The sequence below is a fragment of the Pseudomonas sp. LS.1a genome (assembly GCF_022533585.1).
Lineage (GTDB): Bacteria > Pseudomonadota > Gammaproteobacteria > Pseudomonadales > Pseudomonadaceae > Aquipseudomonas.
On record NZ_CP092827.1, the window covers coordinates 2780860 to 2800977 of the forward strand.

19 protein-coding genes and 1 pseudogene are annotated in these 20118 nt (G+C 65.1%); 4 read left to right on the forward strand and 16 right to left on the reverse strand.

Annotated elements, in window-relative coordinates:
• Nucleotides 1-3: 3 nt before the first annotated feature.
• The gene (locus MKK04_RS12880; protein WP_207837294.1) at nucleotides 4-1644 is read left to right on the forward strand and encodes a fatty acid--CoA ligase; all 1641 of its coding nucleotides are present in this window, start codon (nucleotides 4-6) and stop codon (nucleotides 1642-1644) included.
• Nucleotides 1645-2309: 665 nt separating this feature from the next.
• A complete protein-coding gene (locus tag MKK04_RS12885) occupies nucleotides 2310-2810 on the forward strand; it encodes a methylated-DNA--[protein]-cysteine S-methyltransferase (protein ID WP_025339247.1) in 501 nt (166 codons plus the stop codon).
• 4 nt (nucleotides 2811-2814) lie between these two features.
• On the opposite strand, the gene MKK04_RS12890 is transcribed toward MKK04_RS12885, so the two are convergent.
• The 3 genes from MKK04_RS12890 to MKK04_RS12900 all read right to left on the reverse strand — a co-directional run bounded on the left by MKK04_RS12890 (nucleotide 2815) and on the right by MKK04_RS12900 (nucleotide 4386).
• Nucleotides 2815-3054, reverse strand: a complete 240-nt coding sequence (locus MKK04_RS12890; RefSeq protein WP_063914779.1) for a hypothetical protein — start codon at nucleotides 3052-3054, stop codon at nucleotides 2815-2817.
• Nucleotides 3051-3794 carry a carbon-nitrogen hydrolase family protein gene (locus MKK04_RS12895; protein WP_207837296.1) on the reverse strand — a complete coding sequence of 248 codons (744 nt, stop codon included), beginning with the start codon at nucleotides 3792-3794 and terminating at the stop codon, nucleotides 3051-3053. Before MKK04_RS12895 ends, MKK04_RS12890 begins: the two co-directional genes overlap by 4 nt.
• Before the next feature lie 76 nt (nucleotides 3795-3870).
• Entirely contained in the window at nucleotides 3871-4386 is a 516-nt protein-coding gene (locus tag MKK04_RS12900; RefSeq protein ID WP_241106756.1) for a DUF3016 domain-containing protein, read from the reverse strand.
• A 75-nt stretch (nucleotides 4387-4461) separates the two neighbouring features.
• Between MKK04_RS12900 and MKK04_RS12905 the strand changes: the two genes are divergently transcribed.
• Nucleotides 4462-5187: a metallophosphoesterase gene (locus MKK04_RS12905; RefSeq protein ID WP_233688319.1), complete on the forward strand. Its 726-nt coding sequence runs from the start codon at nucleotides 4462-4464 to the stop codon at nucleotides 5185-5187.
• On the opposite strand, the gene MKK04_RS12910 is transcribed toward MKK04_RS12905, so the two are convergent.
• Nucleotides 5135-5749: a LysE family translocator gene (locus tag MKK04_RS12910; RefSeq protein WP_207837300.1), complete on the reverse strand. Its 615-nt coding sequence runs from the start codon at nucleotides 5747-5749 to the stop codon at nucleotides 5135-5137. The two genes, MKK04_RS12905 and MKK04_RS12910, sit on opposite strands and share 53 nt — an antisense overlap.
• A 184-nt stretch (nucleotides 5750-5933) precedes the next feature.
• A complete protein-coding gene (locus tag MKK04_RS12915) occupies nucleotides 5934-6752 on the reverse strand; it encodes a helix-turn-helix transcriptional regulator (RefSeq protein WP_241106757.1) in 819 nt (272 codons plus the stop codon).
• 131 nt (nucleotides 6753-6883) lie between these two features.
• On the opposite strand from MKK04_RS12915, the pseudogene MKK04_RS12920 reads away from it, so the two are divergent.
• A pseudogene (locus MKK04_RS12920) lies at nucleotides 6884-7510 on the forward strand (LysE family translocator).
• Here MKK04_RS12920 and MKK04_RS12925 read toward each other — a convergent pair.
• The 11 genes from MKK04_RS12925 to MKK04_RS12975 all read right to left on the reverse strand — a co-directional run bounded on the left by MKK04_RS12925 (nucleotide 7507) and on the right by MKK04_RS12975 (nucleotide 20032).
• Entirely contained in the window at nucleotides 7507-7782 is a 276-nt protein-coding gene (locus MKK04_RS12925; RefSeq protein WP_016715601.1) for a peptidylprolyl isomerase, read from the reverse strand. The pseudogene MKK04_RS12920 and the gene MKK04_RS12925 sit on opposite strands and share 4 nt — an antisense overlap.
• A 202-nt stretch (nucleotides 7783-7984) precedes the next feature.
• A complete protein-coding gene (locus MKK04_RS12930; protein WP_233694814.1) occupies nucleotides 7985-9940 on the reverse strand; it encodes an acetoacetate--CoA ligase in 1956 nt (651 codons plus the stop codon).
• Between the two features lie 148 nt (nucleotides 9941-10088).
• Nucleotides 10089-10568, reverse strand: a complete 480-nt coding sequence (gene eco / locus MKK04_RS12935) for a serine protease inhibitor ecotin (protein ID WP_207837310.1) — start codon at nucleotides 10566-10568, stop codon at nucleotides 10089-10091.
• A 55-nt stretch (nucleotides 10569-10623) separates the two neighbouring features.
• The gene (hbdH, locus tag MKK04_RS12940; protein WP_207837313.1) at nucleotides 10624-11394 is read right to left on the reverse strand and encodes a 3-hydroxybutyrate dehydrogenase; all 771 of its coding nucleotides are present in this window, start codon (nucleotides 11392-11394) and stop codon (nucleotides 10624-10626) included.
• Between the two features lie 10 nt (nucleotides 11395-11404).
• Complete coding sequence (locus MKK04_RS12945; protein ID WP_063914769.1) at nucleotides 11405-12796, reverse strand: GntP family permease; 1392 nt, start codon at nucleotides 12794-12796, stop codon at nucleotides 11405-11407.
• Nucleotides 12797-13064: 268 nt separating this feature from the next.
• Complete coding sequence (locus MKK04_RS12950) at nucleotides 13065-14447, reverse strand: sigma-54 interaction domain-containing protein (RefSeq protein WP_233694815.1); 1383 nt, start codon at nucleotides 14445-14447, stop codon at nucleotides 13065-13067.
• Nucleotides 14448-14587: 140 nt separating this feature from the next.
• The gene (locus tag MKK04_RS12955; RefSeq protein ID WP_207837318.1) at nucleotides 14588-15604 is read right to left on the reverse strand and encodes an ABC transporter permease; all 1017 of its coding nucleotides are present in this window, start codon (nucleotides 15602-15604) and stop codon (nucleotides 14588-14590) included.
• Entirely contained in the window at nucleotides 15604-16662 is a 1059-nt protein-coding gene (locus tag MKK04_RS12960) for a microcin C ABC transporter permease YejB (protein WP_207837321.1), read from the reverse strand. The genes MKK04_RS12955 and MKK04_RS12960 overlap by 1 nt, the downstream gene beginning before the upstream one ends.
• Nucleotides 16659-18602, reverse strand: coding sequence for an extracellular solute-binding protein (locus MKK04_RS12965; RefSeq protein ID WP_241106758.1), 1944 nt, complete (start codon nucleotides 18600-18602; stop codon nucleotides 16659-16661). The genes MKK04_RS12960 and MKK04_RS12965 overlap by 4 nt, the downstream gene beginning before the upstream one ends.
• 13 nt (nucleotides 18603-18615) lie before the next feature.
• Nucleotides 18616-18897, reverse strand: coding sequence for a peptidylprolyl isomerase (locus tag MKK04_RS12970; RefSeq protein ID WP_233688311.1), 282 nt, complete (start codon nucleotides 18895-18897; stop codon nucleotides 18616-18618).
• Nucleotides 18898-18976: 79 nt separating this feature from the next.
• Nucleotides 18977-20032, reverse strand: a complete 1056-nt coding sequence (locus MKK04_RS12975; RefSeq protein WP_233688310.1) for a 3-deoxy-7-phosphoheptulonate synthase — start codon at nucleotides 20030-20032, stop codon at nucleotides 18977-18979.
• Between the last annotated feature and the right edge of the window lie 86 nt (nucleotides 20033-20118).

Consider the following 20118-nt stretch of genomic DNA (forward strand, 5'->3'; position numbering starts at 1 on the left):
GACATGATCACCACTCGCGTCATGCCCGCGGCCGAGCAGGCCTACGCCTATCCGCTGCTGATCAAGCGCCTGCTGCTGTCGGGCGTGCGCTACCAGCCCAATCAGGAAATCGTCTACGCCGACAAACTGCGCTACACCTACACCACGCTGCTCGAACGCATCCAGCGGCTGGCCAATGTGCTGACCGCCGCCGGGGTCAAGCCTGGCGACACCGTGGCCTTGCTCGACTGGGACAGCCACCGGGCGCTGGAGTGCTTCTTTGCCGTGCCGATGCTGGGTGCGGTGCTGCACACGGTGAACGTACGGCTGTCCACCGAGCAGGTGCGCTACACCATGAACCATGCCGAGGATCGCCTGGTGCTGGTGCATGACGACTTCCTGCCATTGATGGCGCAGTTACGCGAGGACTTGCCGACGGTCGAGGGCTTCATCCGCCTTGGTGACGGCGGCCCCGTGATGCAGGGCGTGCCGTTGCTGGGCGAGTACGAAGCGCTGCTGGCGGCTGCCGAGCCGCAGTTCGACTTCGCCGATTTCGACGAGCACTCTCTGGCCACGCTGTTCTACACCAGCGGTACCACCGGCAACCCCAAGGGCGTGTACTTCAGCCACCGGCAACTGGTGCTGCATACCCTGGTCGAGCAGGGCACCCTGGCTGCCTGTGGGGAGGTGCCGCTGCTGCGCAGCGGCGACGTCTACATGCCCATCACGCCGATGTTCCACGTGCATGCCTGGGGCGTGCCCTATGTGGCTACGGCGTTGGGCATCAAGCAGGTCTATCCCGGGCGTTACGAGCCCAATCGCCTGGTGCGTCTGTACCGCGACGAGGGCGTGACGTTCTCCCATTGTGTGCCCACGGTGCTGCAGATGATGCTGGACAGCGAGGAAGGGCGCTGCGCCGACCTGACCGGCTGGAAAATGCTGCTGGGCGGCAGTGCCCTGACCCTGGGCCTGGCGCAACGCGCCAGCGAGCGCGGCATCAGTGTGCATTGTGGCTATGGCATGTCGGAAAGCTGCCCGCTGCTCAGCATCACCCACCTGAGCGCCGACCTGCTGGCACTGCCCATGGCGCAACAGTTGCCGCTGCGGATCGATGCCGGTGTGCCGATTGCCCTGGTGGACCTGCGCATCGTCGACGCTGAAGGCAATGATGTGCCCCGCGATGGTGAAAGCCTGGGTGAAATCGTGGTGCGTGCGCCATGGTTGACCCAGGGCTACCTGCACGAACCGGAGCAGGGCGCCGCGTTGTGGCTGGGGGGGTGGATGCACACCGGCGACCTGGCCTGCATTGACCCGGCGGGTGTGGTGCGTATTCGTGACCGGATCAAGGATGTGATCAAGACCGGTGGCGAGTGGGTCAGCTCGGTGGCGCTGGAAAACCTGATCAGCCAGCACCCGGCTGTCGCGTCGGTGGCGGTGATCGGCATTCCGGACCCGCAGTGGGGTGAACAACCGTTGGCCTTGGTGGTCCGTTGTGACGGCATGCAGTTCGATCAGGCGGCATTGGCCGGGCACCTGCAGCCGTTTGTCGACAGCGGGCACCTGAACAAATGGGCGATACCGCGGCAGCTGCGTTGCGTGGACGAGATCCCCAAGACCAGCGTTGGCAAGATCGACAAGAAGCGGATCCGGCAGGCATTTCTCTGAACGCTGACAGGACTGGCTGATGGGCACCTGTGGGAGCCGGCATGCTCGCGAAGCAGGCGACGCAGTGGATGGCACCGGCTACGCCGGTGTTCGCGGGTAAACCCGCTCCCACAGGTACAACACACTCCTTCAGCTGGTGGGGGCCCTGTGGGAGCGGGCATGCCCGCGAAGCAGGCGACGCGGTGGATGGCACCGGCTACGCCGGTGTTCGCGGGCACGCCCGCTCCCACAGGTATGGCGCATTCCTTCAGCTGGTGGGGGCCCTGTGGGAGCGGGTTCACCCGCGAAGCAGGCGACGCAGTGGATGGCACCGGCTACGCCGGTGTTCGCGGGTAAACCCGCTCCCACAGGTATGGCGCATTCCTTCAGCTGGTGGGGGCCCTGTGGGAGCGGGTTCACCCGCGAAGCAGGCGACGCAGTGGATGGCACCGGCTACGCCGGTGTTCGCGGGTAAACCCGCTCCCACAGGTACAACACACTCCTTCAGCTGGTGGGGGCCCTGTGGGAGCGGGCATGCCCGCGAAGCAGGCGACGCGGTGGATGGCACCGGCTGCGCCGGTGTTCGCGGGCGCGCCGGCTCCCACATTGCTTGAGCAAGAAAGCGGATGCAGGCGGGGCTGTGGATGCGTACAGTAGGTTGATCGCAACCTGGCAGGAGCCCGCTTATGTCCAGCGCATTCACCTTCATGCAGTCGCCCGTCGGCACCTTGACCCTGGTAGCACGTGGCGAGTGCCTGGCAGCCGTACTCTGGGAGGAGGAGCGGGAAAACCGTGTGCGCCTTGGCGCCCTGCACCGTGACGACCAATGCCCGGTACTGCTGGAAACCGCCCGCCAGCTCGGCGAGTACTTTGCCGGCAAACGTCAGCGTTTCGAACTGGCGCTGGATTTTGCCGGCACCGAATTTCAGCGCCAGGTGTGGGCCGCGCTGCTGGCGATACCGTTCGGAGAGACCCGCAGCTACAGCGACATCGCCCGGCAGATCGGCAACCCCAGCGCGGTGCGTGCAGTCGGCGCCGCCAATGGTCGCAACCCGATCTCTATCATCGCCCCGTGCCATCGGGTAATCGGTGCTTCGGGCAGCCTCACCGGCTTTGCCGGCGGCCTGGCCGCCAAGCAGTACCTGCTGGCGCTGGAGGGCCGGCAAAGCCTGGCGCTGGACCTGTAAGGTGTCAGAACCAGCTGGCGACCAGGCAGGCCAGCACGGCCAGCGCCGTGCCGGCCATCAGGGTGTACTGCCGATGGGCACGGCGTGCATGGGGCTTGACGGCGCGCAGGTACTCGCCGGGTGTCGGCGCATCGGGGCGGTGACGCAAACCCTCGGCCACATCGGCTAGTTGGCCCTGGATGAGCAAACCAGTCAGGTAGTAAGTACAGGCATAGCTCAGCAACGCCAGAAACAGGTAGATCATGCCGGGTGCGGGTCCAGGGGGACCGCCATGGCACTGGCGTTGGCGGTGTCCAGTACGATCAGCCCTTCGCTGTGATCGTCCAGGCTGGCCAGCAAGCGCCCCTGGCTGTCCCACGCCGCCGAGCCACCGGCGCCGATGAAGGTGTCGGCCGGCCCCACGCAGTTGGCCAGCAACACCGGCATGCCCAGCTCGCGAGCCACCTCTGGGTAGTGCAGGTAACCCTCGCGGATGCCCTTGGCAGTTTTCGCCACGCTGACCAGGTACAGGTCGGCGCCGTGTGCCCGCGCGGCGGCCGCATGCGCCATGAACATCGATTCGTAGCAGATAGCAGGCGCTACCCGATGCGCGCCCACCTGCAGCAGCAAGGCTTGATCGCCAGGGGTGAACCAGGGCAGTTCATCATCATGCAGGCGCCGCTTGGCATAGGCCTGGCGCGGTGCCCCGGGGCTGAGGATTGGCATGCCGATGCGGATGCCGTCGGGTGCCGGTAGTGGCAGGCCCACGGCGACGGTGATACCCAGCCGGTCGCAGGCTGCCTGCAGCGGGTCCAGCCGTGCCGAGCTGACGGGCAGGGCGGCCTGGCGTGCGAGGCTTGGCTCATAGCCGGTCAGCGACAGTTCGGGGAACACCACCAGTTCGGCGCCAAGGGCCGCAGCCTGCTCGACGCAGGCCAGGTGGCGTTCGAGGTTGGCTTGCACATCGCCCTTGAGCGACGCCAGTTGCACGGCGCACAACTTCATGAAAAAACCTTCCCTGGTACAGGTTGAAGGGCTGAGCATACTACCGGCACCGAGGCCTGTTCCAGTGAAGGGTTTTTCAGGATGCCGGGTGGAGGGCGAAGCGCTGGCGGAACCAGTCGTTGAGCATGGCCTTCTCGGCATACAGGCGGTCGCTGCTGCTGGCGACCCGGCCCGGGCGGCTGAGGTACATCTTGTCGCTGACCCGCTCCTGCGCCTGCTGGTCGGGTTTGCCCGGTTGGCTGAGGGTGTAGCTGAGGTCGATGGTTGGCCAGGTGATTTCGCGCATGAAGCGTACATCGTAGGCCTGGCTGTGCCAGGGCTCGAAGCGCCCGGCCAGGTCGATGTCGCGGATGTTGATGACCAGTTGCTGGCCGGGTTGCAGGTAGCGTTGGCCAAGCTTCTGCAGGTACTGGGTCAGGGTGTTCATCACATAGGCGTCGGCGCCACGCTCGTACCCGTGGCTGTCGAGGCTGGCATCGCGGAATTTTTCCGGGTGGTCGAAACGCACCTCGACCTGCGCGGCCGGAGCACCTTGTGCCATGCTGTCCAGTGACAGCGCCATGAGCACGGCACACACGAGGGCGGTACGCATGATGCACCTCCGGAGTGGGTTGGCTGTGCCTCCATTTTACCCCTGGCATGGCGGCACCAGCAGAGGAAGATTGTAATGGGACGGTTTCGGCGTCTGATGGCCAACCTGCGGGGACGTGACCTGGCGGTGGGCGATATCCATGGTCACTTCCAGCGCCTGCAGCAATGCCTGGATGCGGTGGGGTTCGATCCGGCCGTGGACCGCCTGTTCAGCGTGGGTGACCTGGTCGACCGTGGCCCGGAAAGCGAAGCGGCGCTGGAATGGCTGGCGCAGCCCTGGTTCCATGCCGTGCAAGGTAATCATGAGGCCCTGGCAATTACCCGCGTACGCGGCGGGCGGCTCGATCTGGACATGTATCGCGCCGCCGGGGGGAGCTGGTTTCTTGACCTTCCACGGAGCGAGCAGTTGCGTTTCGTGGAGCGCTTCGAGAAGCTGCCGATTGCGATAGAGGTTGAAAGTGCGGCGGGTCTGGTAGGCCTGCTGCATGCCGACAGCCCGTATTCCGATTGGGCAGTATTAAGGACCTGGCTGGAACTGGATGACGACCCTGAAGTAAGGGAAGTGTGCCAATGGTCGCGGCGGCGGCTGAAGGTAGGCGATACCCAGCCCGTACAGGGCCTGCGTGCCTTGTTGGTGGGGCACACGCCGGTGCTGGAGGCCAAACTGCTGGGCAACGTCTGGCACCTGGATACCGGGGGCTGGGCCAGTGGCCATTTCACCTTGATGGACATGCGGACCCTGCAACTGCTCAGCCCCAGGCCAGGTGAAACAGCAATGCCGCAGCCAAAAGCACCAACATGACGCCGGAGGCCCGCTCCAGCCACGGCAGGCTGCGGGCGAAGCGCCGTAGCACCAGCGGGTTGCCGATGGCCACGGCAACCAACAGGTCCCAGAGCAGTACGATGCTGAACATCCACATGGCGTAGGTTGCTTTCCAGGCAATGCTGGCGTTGGCGACCATGCTGACCAGGCTGGCATAGAACAGCGCATTCTTGGGGTTGAGGATGCCGGACAGGAACCCCATGCCCAATCCCCGCCACCACCCCTGGACTGTTTGCTTGCCGGTGACTGAGCCCAGGCTGGTGTGCCCGGCGTGGCGCAGGAACAGGGTGCCGATGTACAGCAGGTAGCCGGCACCGGCCAGTTGCAGGATGGTGAACAGCAGGCTGCCTTCCTGCAGCGCTGACAGACCGGTGAAAGCCATGACGATGAACACGCCATTGGCCAGGGCGATACCCAGGCAGGCGCCGCTGGCAACCCGCCAGCCACTGCTGACCGAGGTACGTGCGACCAGGAAGAAGTCCGGGCCGGGAGAGAGCAGGGCGAGGAAGTGGGCGAGGGCGATGATCAGGAATTGTTCCATTGGGGTGGGCGGCTCTGGCGGAAAAGCCGAACTCTGCCCTTCGGCGCACAAACCGTATTGAACAATATTGCAGGCTCATTGCCGGGGCTGCTGCGCAGCCCTTTCGCGACACAAGGCCGCTCCCACATTGAACGGCGTACGCAGCACCTGCGGTCGCGAAAGGGGCGCAAAGCGCCCCAGGTTCTCAGAATCCGTGCAAATCCCGATACTGCCCTGGCGTCACCCCCACATGGGCCTTGAACACCCGCTGGAAATGACTCTGGTCGGCAAACCCGAGCCGATAGGCCACCTCAGCCAGGGCCTGCCCCTCGCTCAGCAGCTGGCGCCCACGGTTGACCCTGGCATTGAGCAGGTAGGCATGCGGCGTAAACCCGGTAGCCGCGCGAAATGCGCGAATCAACTGATAGCGCCCAAGCCCGGCGTGCCGTGCCAGTACTGCCAGGCTCAACTGCGCCGGGTCCTGGCCTTCGATATGCGCGATCAGCCCACTCAGCTCGCTCGCCCCCAGGGCAGGTGCCGGCGCCAGCGGCGCGTGCCTGGCAAAGTCCAGGTCGCCCAGAAAGGCAATCAGCGCCGCATCCTTCTCACCATTGCTGGCGTTGGAGAACAGCAGACTGTTCAGTTCGCAGAACTGCCGATACACCTCCGGCACCTGGCAGATACGTGCCGGCTCGCCGGGCCCGGTAGCCTCCAGCCCGGACTCCAGGCGCAGCTGCGCCAGCCAGTCGGCATCCACATGCAGCATCTGGTAGCTCCACGCTTGCCCGGGCTCGGGGTTGCAGGCATGTACCCGGTGGGCCGGGACCAGCACCAGCGTGCCGGGCGTCAGGCGTTGCTGGCCGTTGCCGGCACCGGTGAAATGACTGTGGCCGGCATCCACCACACCGATGGAAAACGTCGGGTGGCTGTGGGCCTTGTAGCAGGCGCGGCTATGGCAGGCGCGGCGGCTTTCGACATGCGGCAGGGCCGGGTCGCGCCACAGCGCGGCATGGGAACGGGGCATCACAGGGTCCTCGGTATGCCCGGCAGCTTATCAGGCGCTGCGCACCCATACAGTTTTTTCCGCTGGCTGTAACTTGACCGCACGGCCCGGTACCCGCCGAAATAGGCGGCTGTTGCCAAAGGAAAACAATTATGGACCTTTCAAGCCTGCTGCTTTTCATTCCCGCCTGTTTCGCCCTGAACATGGCGCCGGGGCCGAACAACCTGCTGTCGCTGCACAATGCCAGCCGCTACGGCCTGCGCACGGCCTGCGTGGCCGGTGGCGGACGCATCGTCGCCTTCAGCGGCATGATCGCCCTGGCGGCCATGGGGCTGGCCGTGGTGCTGCACACCAGCGAATACCTGTTCCTGGCCATCAAGTTGGCGGGGGCTGCCTAACTGTTCTATATCGCCTGGCAACTGTGGCGGGCACCGGTGGGCGAGGCGGCGGTGGCAGGTGATCAGCCGCGCGGCACCTGGCGCCTGGTACGCCAGGAGTTCTGGATGGCTGCTGGTAATCCGAAGGCTATCCTGATCTTCACCGCGTTCCTGCCGCAGTTCGTTTCGGTCGGCAGTACCACTCCGGTAAGCGAGCAGTTCCTCTGGCTGGGTGCGTTGTTCCTGTTGCTGGAATGGGCCGCCATCGCCATCTACGCCGGCCTGGGGGCGTACCTGCAGCGCTGGTTCAGCCAGCCCGGCCCGCGCCGGTTGTTCAACCGGGTCAGCGCCTCCTTGCTGGGTTGCGCCGGCCTGGGTCTGCTGGCTGCGCGTCGCACTTAATCGCGGTAGAAGGTCTGCACCAGGTGGTAGCCGAACTTGCTCTTGATCGGCCCATGTACCACGCGCAGGGGCTTCTTGAAGATCACCTGGTCAATGGCGCCAACCATCTGCCCGGGGCGGATTTCACCCAGGTCGCCGCCCCGCTTGCCCGAAGGGCAGATGGAGAATTTTTTCGCGAGCACGTCGAAAGCCTCGCCATTGGCGATGCGCTGCTTGAGCTTTTCGGCTTCGTCAGCGGTCTTGACCAGGATGTGGCGGGCTTGGGCTTTCATGGGGTACCTGTGCTTCGGGGGCGAAAAAGGCGCGCATTATGCCTGAGCGAGCCGGGTTGAGGCCGTTGTGGGAGCGGCCTTGCGTCGCGAAAGGGCTGCGCAGCAGCCCCAGGATTTCAGCAGCGATGCATGAATTGCCGGGGCCGCTTTGCGGCCCTATCGCGACACAAGGCCGCTCCCACGATGACGGTGAATACCTTCATTATGGGGTACGCAACTCCTCACGATCCCGAAACTGCTCCAGCGCCTCGGGGTTGGCCAGGGCATCGGTGTTCTTCACCGGCAGGCCATGCACCACATTGCGAATCGCCAATTCCACCAGCTTGCCGCTGATGGTTCGCGGGATGTCATCGACCTGGGCGATCACCGCCGGGACATGGCGGGGCGTGGTGTACTGGCGGATCACCTGGCGGATGTGCTGGCGCAGGGGCTCATCCAGTTTCAGGCCGTCACGCAGGCGAACGAACAGCACCACCCGCACATCGCCTTGCCAGTCCTGGCCGATGGCCACGCTTTCCAGCACCTGCTCGACCTTTTCCACCTGACGGTAGATCTCTGCCGTGCCAATGCGCACGCCACCGGGGTTGAGAACCGCATCGGAGCGGCCATGAATCACCAGCCCGCCATCGGCACGCTGTTCGGCATAGTCGCCTTGGGCCCACACCCCCGGGAACTGGCTGAAGTAGGCATCGTGGTAACGGCTGCCGTCCGTATCCTTCCAGAACCCCAGTGGCATGGACGGGAAGTTGCGCGTGCATACCAACTCGCCTTTTTCGCCCTGCACCGGCTGGCCGTGCTCGTTCCACACCTCCACCGCCATGCCCAGGCCCTTGCACTGGATTTCGCCACGGCGCACCGGCAGGGTCGGGTTGCCCAGCACGAAACAGGAGACGATATCGGTGCCGCCGGACATCGACGCCAGGCACAGGTCGGCCTTGATCTTGCGGTACACGTAGTCGTAGCTGTGTGGCGACAGTGGCGAGCCGGTGGACAACAGCAGGCGCAAGCGCCCCAGTTGATGGCTTGCCGCAGGCTCCAGGCCCGCCTGCTCCAGCGCCGCCAGGTACTTGGCGCTGGTACCGAAGGCCTGGATGCCCTCGGCGTCGATCAGGTCCAGCAGCCGCTCGGGGCCGGGGTGGAAGGGCGAGCCGTCGTACAGCACCAGCGTGGCGCCCACCGCCAGGCCGCTGGCCAGCCAGTTCCACATCATCCAGCCGCAGGTGGTGTAGTAGAACAGCACGTCATCGGCCTTCAGGTCGTTGTGCAGGCCATGTTCCTTCAGGTGCTGCAACAACACGCCGCCGGCGCGGTGGACGATGCACTTGGGCACGCCGGTGGTGCCGCTGGAGTACAGGATGTACAGCGGGTGGTCGAAGGGCAGCGGGGTGAAGCTGGGGGCGCCGCCAGGCTGAAAGAACTCATCCCATAGGCTGACGTTGGCGGCCAGGAACTCGTCGGCGCGCGTACCATTGCGGGTATGGGGCACCACGATCAGCCGTTCCAGACCGGGCAACTGCGCGCACACCTGGTTCACCTTGTCCACCTGGTCGATGGCTTTGCCGGCGTACTGGTAGCCGGCGCAGGCGATCAGCAGCTTGGGCTCGATCTGGCCGAAGCGGTCGATGATGCCATGTACGCCGAACTCGGGCGAGGAACTGGACCAGACCGCACCGAGGCTGGTGCAGGCAAGCATGGCAACCAGTGTCTGCCAGGTATTGGGCATGACGGCGGCTACCCGGTCGCCGGGGACGATGCCGGCGGCCTTGAAGGCTTTTTGCAGGCCGGCCACCTGGGCGGCCAGCTGGGCATGGGTGAACTGCTGGCGTTGGCCGTCTTCGCGCACGGCGACCAGGGCCGGGCGGTCGTCGCGGCGGCGCAGCAGGTGTTCGGCGAAGTTGAGGGTGGCGTTGGCGAACCACTGGGCTTCGGGCATCTGCGGCCCTTCGCTGAGCACCTGGCTCGGCGGGGTATGCCAGTGAACGTGGAAATAGTCGGCAAGGGTTTGCCAGAAGGCAGGGCGCTGCTCGATGCTCCAGCGGTGCAGCGCCTGGTAGTCGTCGAGTTGCAGGTTGTAGCGCAGGTTGACCCGGCGGCGGAAGGCATCCATCCGGCTGGCCTCGATCTGCGCCGTGGAGGGGCGCCAGAGCACTTCGTTCATGCCGAACCTCCAGGTGATCATTTGGATTCGACGGCCTATTCGCGGGCACGCCCGCTCCCACAGGTACAGCTCAGACTTCAAGGTCAGTGCTATCCTGTGGGAGCGGGCGTGCCCGCGAAGAAGCCCCCTGGCAGCAGGGGCTTGCGCGTTACTCTACTTTAGCCTTTTGCACGTCCTGCGACGCGCTCCAGACGCGGTAGCGCACTTCGACATCCTTGGGCACATACACCACCACCGGTAGCTTGCTGTTGTAGCGCAGCATGAAGCCTTCACCGACCACCGGCACGAAGGCCTCGGTCTTCTTGCCATCGGGGCAGGCCATCAATGTGCTGACCGGGCCGCTGACCTTGTCCAGGTGGTAGTAGCTGTAGCCCCAGCCTTCCAGGGTTCGTTCCTCCAGGCTGCCGCCCAGGCGCTGGCGATTGCAGTCCACCTTCAGGGTCTTGCCGGCGAGGATTTCCAGCTGATAGGCCGATTCATCAGCCTGGGCCGGCAGGTGGATGACCTGCCGGGTGAAGCCTTTTTCCGCCTCGGGGTAGGGCGCGACGTCCTTCAGGCTGGCTGCCATCGCGGGTGCGGCGGCAGCCAGGGTCAGGGCCAGGATCGCGGTCATCGGGGTTGGGCGCATAGGGCCTCCTTGCAGATAAACGAATGCAAGACCGCCGCCAGGCCCAGGCCGCCCGTCACTGGGCCAACCAGCCACCATCGACGTTCCAGGCGGCACCGCGAACCTGGCTACCGGCCTCGCTGCACAGGAATAGTACCAGCTCACCCAGGTGTTCGGGGGTGACGAAGGCCAGTGATGGCTGTTTTTCTGCCAGCAGATCGTGCTGCGCTTGCAGCGGATCGCCACCGTTGGCAGCACGATCGTCGATCTGCTTCTGTACCAGCGGGGTCAGCACCCAGCCAGGGCAGATGGCATTGCAGGTGACGTTGCTGGTGGCGGTTTCCAGGCCTACCACCTTGGTCAGGCCGACCACGCCGTGCTTGGCCGCCACATAGGCCGCCTTGCCGGTCGAGCCGACCAGGCCATGCACCGAGGCGATGTTGATGATGCGCCCCCAGTTGCGCATGCGCATGCCGGGCAGGGCCAGGCGCGTACCGTGGAACACGGCCGACAGGTTGAGGGCGATGATCTTGTCCCAGCTTTCCAGCGGGAATTGCTCCACCGGCGCCACATGCTGGATACCGGCGTTGTTGACCAGAATGTCGACGCCGCCGAACTCGCGCTCGGCCAGGGTGAACAGCGCTTCGATCTGGGCCACGTCCGACAGGTCGGCCGGGTGATGGGCTACCTTCACCCCGTGCCGGGCGATCTCGGCCAGCGCCGGTGCCGGGTCGCCGAAGCCGTTGAGCATGATGTTGGCGCCTGCGCGGGCCAGCACCTGGGCAATGCCCAGGCCGATGCCGCTGGTGGATCCGGTGACGAGTGCAGTCTTGCCTTTGAGGGTCATGCAAAGCTCCTTAGACGATGCCGGTGGCGTAGAACGTGGCGATGACCACGAACACCGCCAGGGTCTTGATCAGGGTAATACCGAAAATGTCCTTGTAGGCCTCGCGATGGGTCAGCCCGGTTACGGCCAGCAAGGTGATGACCGCGCCATTGTGCGGCAGGGTGTCCATGCCGCCGCTGGCCATGGCAGCCACCCGGTGCAGCACTTCGAGCGGGATGTTGGCGGCATTGGCGGCGGCGATGAAGCTGTCGCCCATGGCCGCCAGGGCGATGCTCATGCCGCCCGAGGCAGAGCCGGTGATACCGGCCAGCAAGGTCACGGTGATGGCTTCGTTGACCAGCGGGTTGGGGATGCCGCGCAGGGCATCGGCCAATACCAGGAAGCCCGGCAGCGAGGCGATTACCGCGCCAAAACCGTATTCCGAGGCGGTATTCATGGCCGCCAGCAAGGCACCGCCCACGGCGCTTTTGCTGCCTTCGGCCAGGCGGGAGCGGATGGCACCGAAGGCACACACCAGCACCATCAGGATGCCTACCAGCAACGCCGCCTGCACTGCCCAGATGGCGGTGAGCTTGGCCACATCGCTTTGCACCGGCGCGCTCATGCCGGGCAATTGCAGGCTGTGGCTGGGGCCGTACCACTGCGGGATCCAGTGGGTGAACAGCAGGTTCATCACCCCAACCAGCAGCAGCGGCGACAGGGCCAGCCAGGGGTTGGGCAGGGCCAGGTCGGCAGCGGTTTCCGGCTCGTTGCGCAAGTCGCTGCCATAGCCTTCACCGGCGCGCAGGGCCTTGTTGCGCTGGCGTTGCAGGTAGGCCATGCCGACGCAGAACACGAACAGCGTGCCGATCAGGCCCAGCCAGGGCGCGGCCCAGGCGGTGGTGTTGAAGAAGGTGCTGGGGATGATGTTCTGGATCTGCGGGGTACCGGGCAGGGCGTCCATGGTGAACGAGAACGCGCCCAGGGCAATGGTTGCCGGGATCAGGCGCTTGGGGATATTGCTCTGGCGGAACATCTCGGCAGCGAACGGGTACACCGCGAACACCACCACGAACAGCGAGACACCGCCGTAGGTGAGCAGGGCGCAGACCAGCACGATCACCAGCATTGCCTGGCGGGTGCCGAGCACGCGGATGGCGGCGGCAACGATCGAGCGGGAAAAGCCGGACAGCTCGATCAGCTTGCCGAACACGGCGCCCAGCAGGAACACCGGGAAGTAGAGCTTGATGAAGCCGACCATTTTCTCCATGAACACCCCGGTGAATGCGGGGGCCACGGCGGACGGGTCGGTGAGCAGTACCGCGCCGAGGGCGGCGATGGGGGCAAAGAGGATTACGCTGTAGCCACGGTAGGCAGCCAGCATCAGCAGGGCCAGCGCGGCAAGGGCGATGAGCACGGTCATCGGGTGAGTCTCCTGGGTGAGTCTTGTTTTTATCGGTGAGCAGGAGATAGCGGGAATCGTGCCAGTTTTTAACTCATTGATTTATATGAGTATTTTGTTTTCTTGTGATTTTTTGTCTCTGTCTTGAGACGTTGGGGCCGCTTTGCGGCCCATTGCGACACAAGGCCGCTGCTACAAGTGAACCGCGATCTCCTGCAGGAGCCGCCTTGTGTCGCGATCGAGGGCAAAGCCCTCGCGGCAATCTTGAAATGGAAACAAAAGTCTCCAATCAGAGACCAAGTACTACCATCTTCTTGTACAGCGTCGACCGCCCCAGTCCCAACGCCGACGCAGCTTCCGGTACATTTCCCGCATGCTCGGCCAGTGCCCCGGCAATCAGCTCCCGCTCAAACGCCTCACAGGCCTCGCGGTAAGTCTGCCGCACAGGCGTAGTCGCCACCGGGCTCAACGGCCCCAATGCCGCCCGTAGATCCGCTACCCCCAGCCGCGGCTGGTCCGCCAGCAGCGTGGCCCGCTCCAGCACATTGCGCAGCTCGCGAATGTTCCCCGGCCATGCATGCCGCGCCAATAGCTGCTGCGCTTCGGCCTCCAACTCATACTGGCTGCCCAGCTCACCCAATATGGCTTCGCACAGCGCCGGCAGGTCCTCCAGCCGTTGCCGCAGTGGCGGCACCTCGATCGGCAGCACATTCAGCCGGTAATACAGGTCGGCGCGGAATGCCCCGCGGGCGATGGCGGCCTGCAGGTCGATGGAGGTGGCGGCAATGATGCGCACATCGCTACGCAGCATCTGGTTCGAGCCGACCGGCTCATACTCCTTTTCTTGCAAAACCCGTAGTAGCTTGCTCTGCAGGGCCAGCGGCATGTCGCCGATCTCGTCGAGGAACAGCGTGCCGCCTTCGGCCAGTTGCAGCTTGCCGCTGCGGCCCTTGCGATCAGCCCCGGTAAAGGCACCGGGGGCGGTGCCGAAGAACTCGGCTTCCAGCAGTGTCTCGGGGATCGCCGCACTGTTGATGCTGACGAACGCCTTGTGCGCCCGCGCCGACGCCGCGTGGATGGCATGGGCCAACAGCTCCTTGCCGGTGCCGGTTTCGCCCAGCAGCAACACTGGCGAGTCACTGCTCGCACCGCGCCGTGCGCGGCGCTTGGCCTCCAGGCTGGCGGCGCTGCTGCCGACGAACTGGGCGAAGCTGTACTTGGCCTGGCGTGCGCGCAACTGCGAGCGGGTCGAGGCCAGCTCCTGCTGCATGCTGGAGTAGCGTTTGAGCAGCGGCGACAGGCTGCGCAACTCATCGAACAGGGCAAAGCCGATGGCGCCGATCAGCGCGCCCTGGTCGTCGTGGATGGGCAGGCGCATCACCACCAGCGGCTCGTTCGGGGTGTCGAGCATGTCCAGCAGTATCGGCCGGCCATTGCTCACCACCTCGCGCATCAGGCTGCCCGGGATCACCGCTTCGCAGGGTTGGCCAATGGCGCTGGCCGCGTCGGCCAGGCCAAAGCGCCGGGCATACCGTTCGTTCATCCAGACGATGCGCGCCTGGCGGTCGACGATTACCGTGCCTTCGCTGGACTGTTCGATGATTTCGAACAGCGAGCGGATCGCCAGTTGCCGTACCTGGGGGTAGTCCTTGAGGCTGTCGCTGTCGTGCATGGGTAAAAATCCTGAAATCTGTATAAGCGGGGCCGACCACTTCGCGGGTAAACCCGCTCCCACAAGTTCACTACAAATCCTGAAGACTGTGGGGTACCTGTGGGAGCGGGTTTACCCGCGAAGAGGCCAGACCTGAAAAACTATCCCCTTGGGTCGAACGCCTCACGCAAGGCATCCCCGATAAACACCAGCAGCGACAGGATCACCGCCAGTGCAAAGAACGCGGTAAAGCCCAGCCACGGCGCCTCCAGGTGCTGTTTGCCCTGGGTCACCAGTTCCCCCAGCGAAGCACTCCCGGCCGGCATGCCGAAACCGAGAAAATCCAGTGCAGTCAGGGTGGTGATCGCCCCGGTCAGCATGAACGGCACATAGGTCAGCGTCGCGTTCATGGCGTTGGGCAGGATGTGCCGCAGCATCACCTGGCTGTCTGACAGCCCCAACGCCCGGGCGGCCTTCACGTACTCCAGGTTGCGACCGCGCAGGAACTCGGCGCGCACCACATCGACCAGGGTCAGCCAGGAGAACAACGCCATGATCCCCAGCAGCCACCAGAAGTCCGGCTCGACGAACCCGCTGAGGATGATCAGCAGGTACAGCACCGGCAACCCCGACCACACCTCCAGCAAACGCTGGCCGAACAGGTCGACCCAGCCGCCGTGGTAGCCCTGCAAGGCCCCGGCCGTCACCCCGATCAGCACGCTGACCAGGGTCAGGGCGAAGGCGAACAGCAAGGACACCCGTGTGCCATACAGCACCCGGGCCAGCACGTCGCGGCCCTGGTCGTCGGTCCCCAGCCAGTTGCTCGCGCTTGGCGGGCTGGGGGTGGGCACTTGCAGGTCGTAGTTGGGGGTGTCGGCGCTGAACGGGATCGGTGCGAACAGCATCCAGCCGCCTTGCTGTTCGATCAGTTGGCGTACATAGGCGCTGCGGTAGTCCGGCTGGAACGGCAGCTGGCCGCCGAACTGCTGCTCGCTGTAGCGCTTGAGCGCCGGCACATACAGCTCGCCCTTGTAGCCCAGCAGCAGCGGTTTGTCGTTGGCCACCAGCTCGGCACACAGGCTCAGCAGCAGCAGGCCGGCGAACAGCCACAGCGAGACCCAGCCGAGGCGGTTGCGGCGAAAGCGTTTCAGGCGACGACGCGAAATCGGTGAAAGCATCAGTGCGCCCTCGTGTCGAAGTCGATACGCGGGTCGAGCAGCGTGTACGACAGATCGCCGATCAGGCGGATCAGCAGGCCCGCCAGGGTGAAGATGAACAGCGTGCCAAACACCACCGGGTAGTCCCGCGACACAGCCGCTTCGTAACTCATGCGGCCCAGGCCATCGAGCGAGAAGATCACCTCGATCAGCAACGAGCCGGCAAAGAACACCGTGATCAACGCCTGCGGCAATCCGGCCACCACCAGCAGCATGGCATTGCGCAGCACGTGGCCATACAGCACCCGACGCTCGCTCAGGCCCTTGGCGCGGGCGGTAACCACGTATTGCCGGGAAATCTCGTCGAGGAAGGCGTTCCTGGTCAGCAGTGTCAGGGTGGCGAAACCGCCGATCACCAGGGCGCCGACTGGTAGCACCAGATGCCAGAAGTAGTCGGCGACCTTGCCCAGCAGGCTGAGCTCGTCGAAGTTGTCCGAGACCAGGCCGCGCACCGGGAACCAGTCGAGCGAGGTACCGCCGGCGAACAGCACGATCAGCAACAGGGCGAACAGGAACGAGGGCAGGGCATAGCCAACCACGATCAGCGCGCTGCTCCAGGCATCGAAGCGGCTGCCATGGCGAACCGCCTTGCGGATGCCCAGCGGGATCGACACCAGGTAGGTGATCAGCGTGGCCCAGAAGCCCAGCGACAGGGTGACCGGCAACTTGTCGAGGATCAGGTCGGTAACCTTGGCGCCGCGGAAGAAACTGTTGCCGAAGTCCAGCCGGGCATACTGGCCCAGCATCAACCACAGGCGCTCGGGGGCGGATTTGTCGAAGCCGTACTGGCGCTTGATCTCCTCGATCAGTTTCGGGTCCAGGCCACGGGTGGCCCGCGACTCGCCGTGCACCACCTCGGCCCGGGCGCCGGGAGCGCCGCCGCCAATCCCTTGCAAGCGTGCCACCGCCTGTTCCACCGGGCCACCCGGTGCGGCCTGGACGATGGCGAAGTTGACCAGCAGGATCGCCAGCAAGGTCGGGATGATCAGCAGCAGGCGGCGCAGGATGTAGGCGGTCATGGCGAGGATTTCCGGCGTTCGGCCATTTGCGCGTTGGTCAGCGCGGTGGGGCTGACTTCCCACCAGGTGTCCAGGCCTTCGTCATAGGCAGCCTGGACTTTGGGCACGCCGAAGCGGTTCCACCAGACGGTGGAACTGCCAGGCGGGTAGTAGTTGGGGATCCAGTAATAGTTCCATTGCAGCACCCGGTCCAGGGCATGGGCGTGGTGCAGCATGTCGGCCTGGGTGTCGGCGCGCACCAGGCCGTCGATCAGGCGGTCCACGGCGGGGTCCTGCAGCACCATCAGGTTATTCGACCCGGGGTCGTGGGCCGCTGCCGAGCCAAAGTAGTTGTACAACTCGGCACCGGGCGACAGGGTGACCGGGTAACCGGTGACGATCATGTCGTAGTCACGCGCCATCAGGCGGTTGACGTACTGGGCGGAGTCGACGTTGCGGATGTCCAGGGTCACACCAATCTGGGCCAGGTTGCGCTTCCACGGTAGCAGCAGGCGTTCCATGCCTGCCTGGCCATTGAGGAAGGTGAACGCCAGCGGCGTGCCCTGGCTGTTCACCAAGCGGTCGCCTTCGGGGCGCCAGCCGGCTTGCTCGAGCAGCGCCAGTGCCTGCAGCTGCTGCTTGCGGATGATCCCTGATCCATCGGTGACCGGGGCGGTGAACACGGTGCTGAAGACTTCGTCCGGTACCTTGCCGCGCAACGGTTCGAGCAGTTTCAACTCGCCTGCATCCGGCAGTTTGCGGGCGGCCAGTGGGGTATTGGAGAACACGCTCTGCTGGCGGATGTACATGTTGCGCATCATCTGCCGGTTGCTCCACTCGTAGTCCCACAGCATGCCCAGCGCCTGGCGCACGCGACGGTCCTTGAACTGCGGCTGGTCGAGGTTGAACACAAAGCCCTGGGCCACCTGCGGCTTGGCCGGGCCCAGGTGGGCGCGCTGCAGGCGGCCGTCGTCCAGTTGCGCGCCGTTGTAGCCCAGGGTGTAGGCGGTGGCAGAGAATTCGCGGTTGTAGTCGTAGCCACCGCCCTTGAGCACTTGCCGCGCCACTTCGGTATCGCCGAAGTACTCGATGCGCAGTTTGGCGAAATTGTAGCGCCCACGGCTGACCGGAAGGTCGCGCGCCCACCAGCCGGGGTCGCGCTCGAAGGTGATGCTGCGGCCATTGTCGATGTGCCCGATACGGTACGGCCCGCTGCCGACCGGCTTGTCGAAGCCGGCACCGTTGGCGAAATCGCGCTGCTGCCAGTCGTGTTCGGGCAGTACCGGCAGGCCGGCGAGGTCCAGTGGCAGGGTGCGGCCGTGGTCGGGCTTGAAGTCGAAGCGCACGCTGTGCGGGCTTTCCACGATGACGGCGGCAACATCGGCGAACTGGGTGCGGTACTTGAGGCTGCCCTTGCTCATCAGCAGCTCGAAGGTAAAGCGTACGTCCTCGGCGCGCACCGGCTTGCCATCGGCGAAGGTGGCGCGCGGGTCGATCTCGAAACGCAGCCAGGCATCGTCCGGGCCGCGCTCCATGCGCCGGGCGATCAGGCCGTAGACGGTGTAGGGCTCATCGAACGAGCGCACGGCCAGTGGCGCATACAGCAGGCTATCGACCTCGCTGACGCCGATGCCTTTGTCGATGTACGGCAGGATATGGTCGAACTGGCCGATCTCGATGGCCGAACGGCGCAGGATGCCACCTTTGGGGGCGTTTGGGTTGACGTAGTCGAAATGCTGGAAGCCGGCGTGGTAGCGGGGTGCTTCGCCGTAGACGGTGAGGGCGTGGGTGGGGGCGGCGTGGGCGTTGACAGCCAAGCAAAGCAGGAACAGGCACCACAATCTCTGTGGGAGCGGCGGTGCGCCGCTGCGACGTGCCCGCGAATGCGTCCGAGCATGCAGCCTCGTCGTCTGGGCTGACGCATTCGCGGGTAAACCCGCTCCCACAGGGGATCTCATCACCTGAACAGGTGAATCAGTCCTGGCGGCTGGTCACTTCCAGCAAGTGGTAGCCGAACTGGGTCTTCACCGGGCCTTGCACGGTGTTGATCGGGGCGCTGAACACCACGGTGTCGAACTCCTTGACCATCTGGCCCGGGCCGAACGAGCCCAGGTCACCGCCCTGGCGGCTGGACGGGCAGGTGGAGTTGGCTTTGGCAATTTCAGCGAAGTCGGCGCCTGCTTCGATCTGGGCTTTCAGTTCTTTGCATTTGTCTTCGCTGCTGACCAGGATGTGGCGGGCGGTTGCACGGGCCATGGGTACTGCTCCTTGGGGTAAAAAGGCAAGCCTAGCGCACTTGTCCGGGGTATGTCTCGCCAGGCTTGCAACCCGCTGCCTACAGTTTTTGTGCCGCCTCACGCAACAGGGTTTCGGTCGAGGCCCAGCCCAGGCAACCATCGGTGATCGACACGCCGTATTTCAGCGCGCCCTTGCCCAGCGCCTGGCAGCCGTCGAACAGGTGCCCTTCGATCATCACGCCAACGATCGAGCGGTCACCGGCCATGCGCTGCTCCAGCACATCGTTGAATACCGCCGGCTGACGCGCCGGGTCCTTGCCGCTGTTGGCGTGGCTGCAATCGACCATGATCCGCCCCTGCAGCCCGGCCTTGGCCAGTGCCTGGCGGGCCATGGCGATGCTGTTGGCGTCAAAGTTCGGGCCTTTGTGGCCGCCGCGCAGCACCAGGTGGGTGTCCGGGTTGCCCAGGGTTTCGATGATGGCCGGGTAACCCTGCGCATCCATGCCGAAGTGGCGGTGCGGGTGGGCGGCGCTGCGCATGGCGTCGCTGGCGATGGCGATGCCGCCGTCGGTGCCGTTCTTGAAACCGACCGGCAGCTCCAGGCCACTGACCATTTCGCGGTGGATCTGCGATTCGGTGGTGCGTGCGCCAATCGCGGCCCAGGCCAGCAGGTCATCGAAGTAGCCGGCGGCCATGGGCTGCAGCAGTTCGGTGGCGACCGGCAGGCCGCGCTCGATCATGTTCAGCATCAGCCCGCGGGACAGGGCGATGCCGGCGTGCATGTCGTCGCTGCCATCGAGGTGCGGGTCGTAGGCCAGGCCTTTCCAGCCGACCGTGGTGCGGGGCTTTTCGACGTAGGCGCGCATCACCAGCAGCAGCTTGTCGTCGACTTCGCGGCTGAGGGCGGCCAGGCGGTCGGCGTATTCCAGGGCCGAGCGCGGGTCGTGGATCGAGCACGGGCCAACGATCACCAGCAGGCGCTGGTCGCGGCCTTCGAGGATGTCGCGGATGGCCTGGCGGTGGGCATGGACTTGCTGGGTAAGTTCGCTGGACAGCGGCATTTGCTGCTTGAGCAGGTGCGGGCTGGGCAGGCGCTGGGTGACGGTGGTGTTGGCGGCTTGCGGCTGGGTCAGGGCGAGGCTGGAAGCTTGCATGGCGTTTTTTCCCTGGGCGGACGGCGGGTTCTGGCCCGCGTGGTCGGCCCTATCGAGGTGTTCGACAGATCGTTGAATTCGTATTG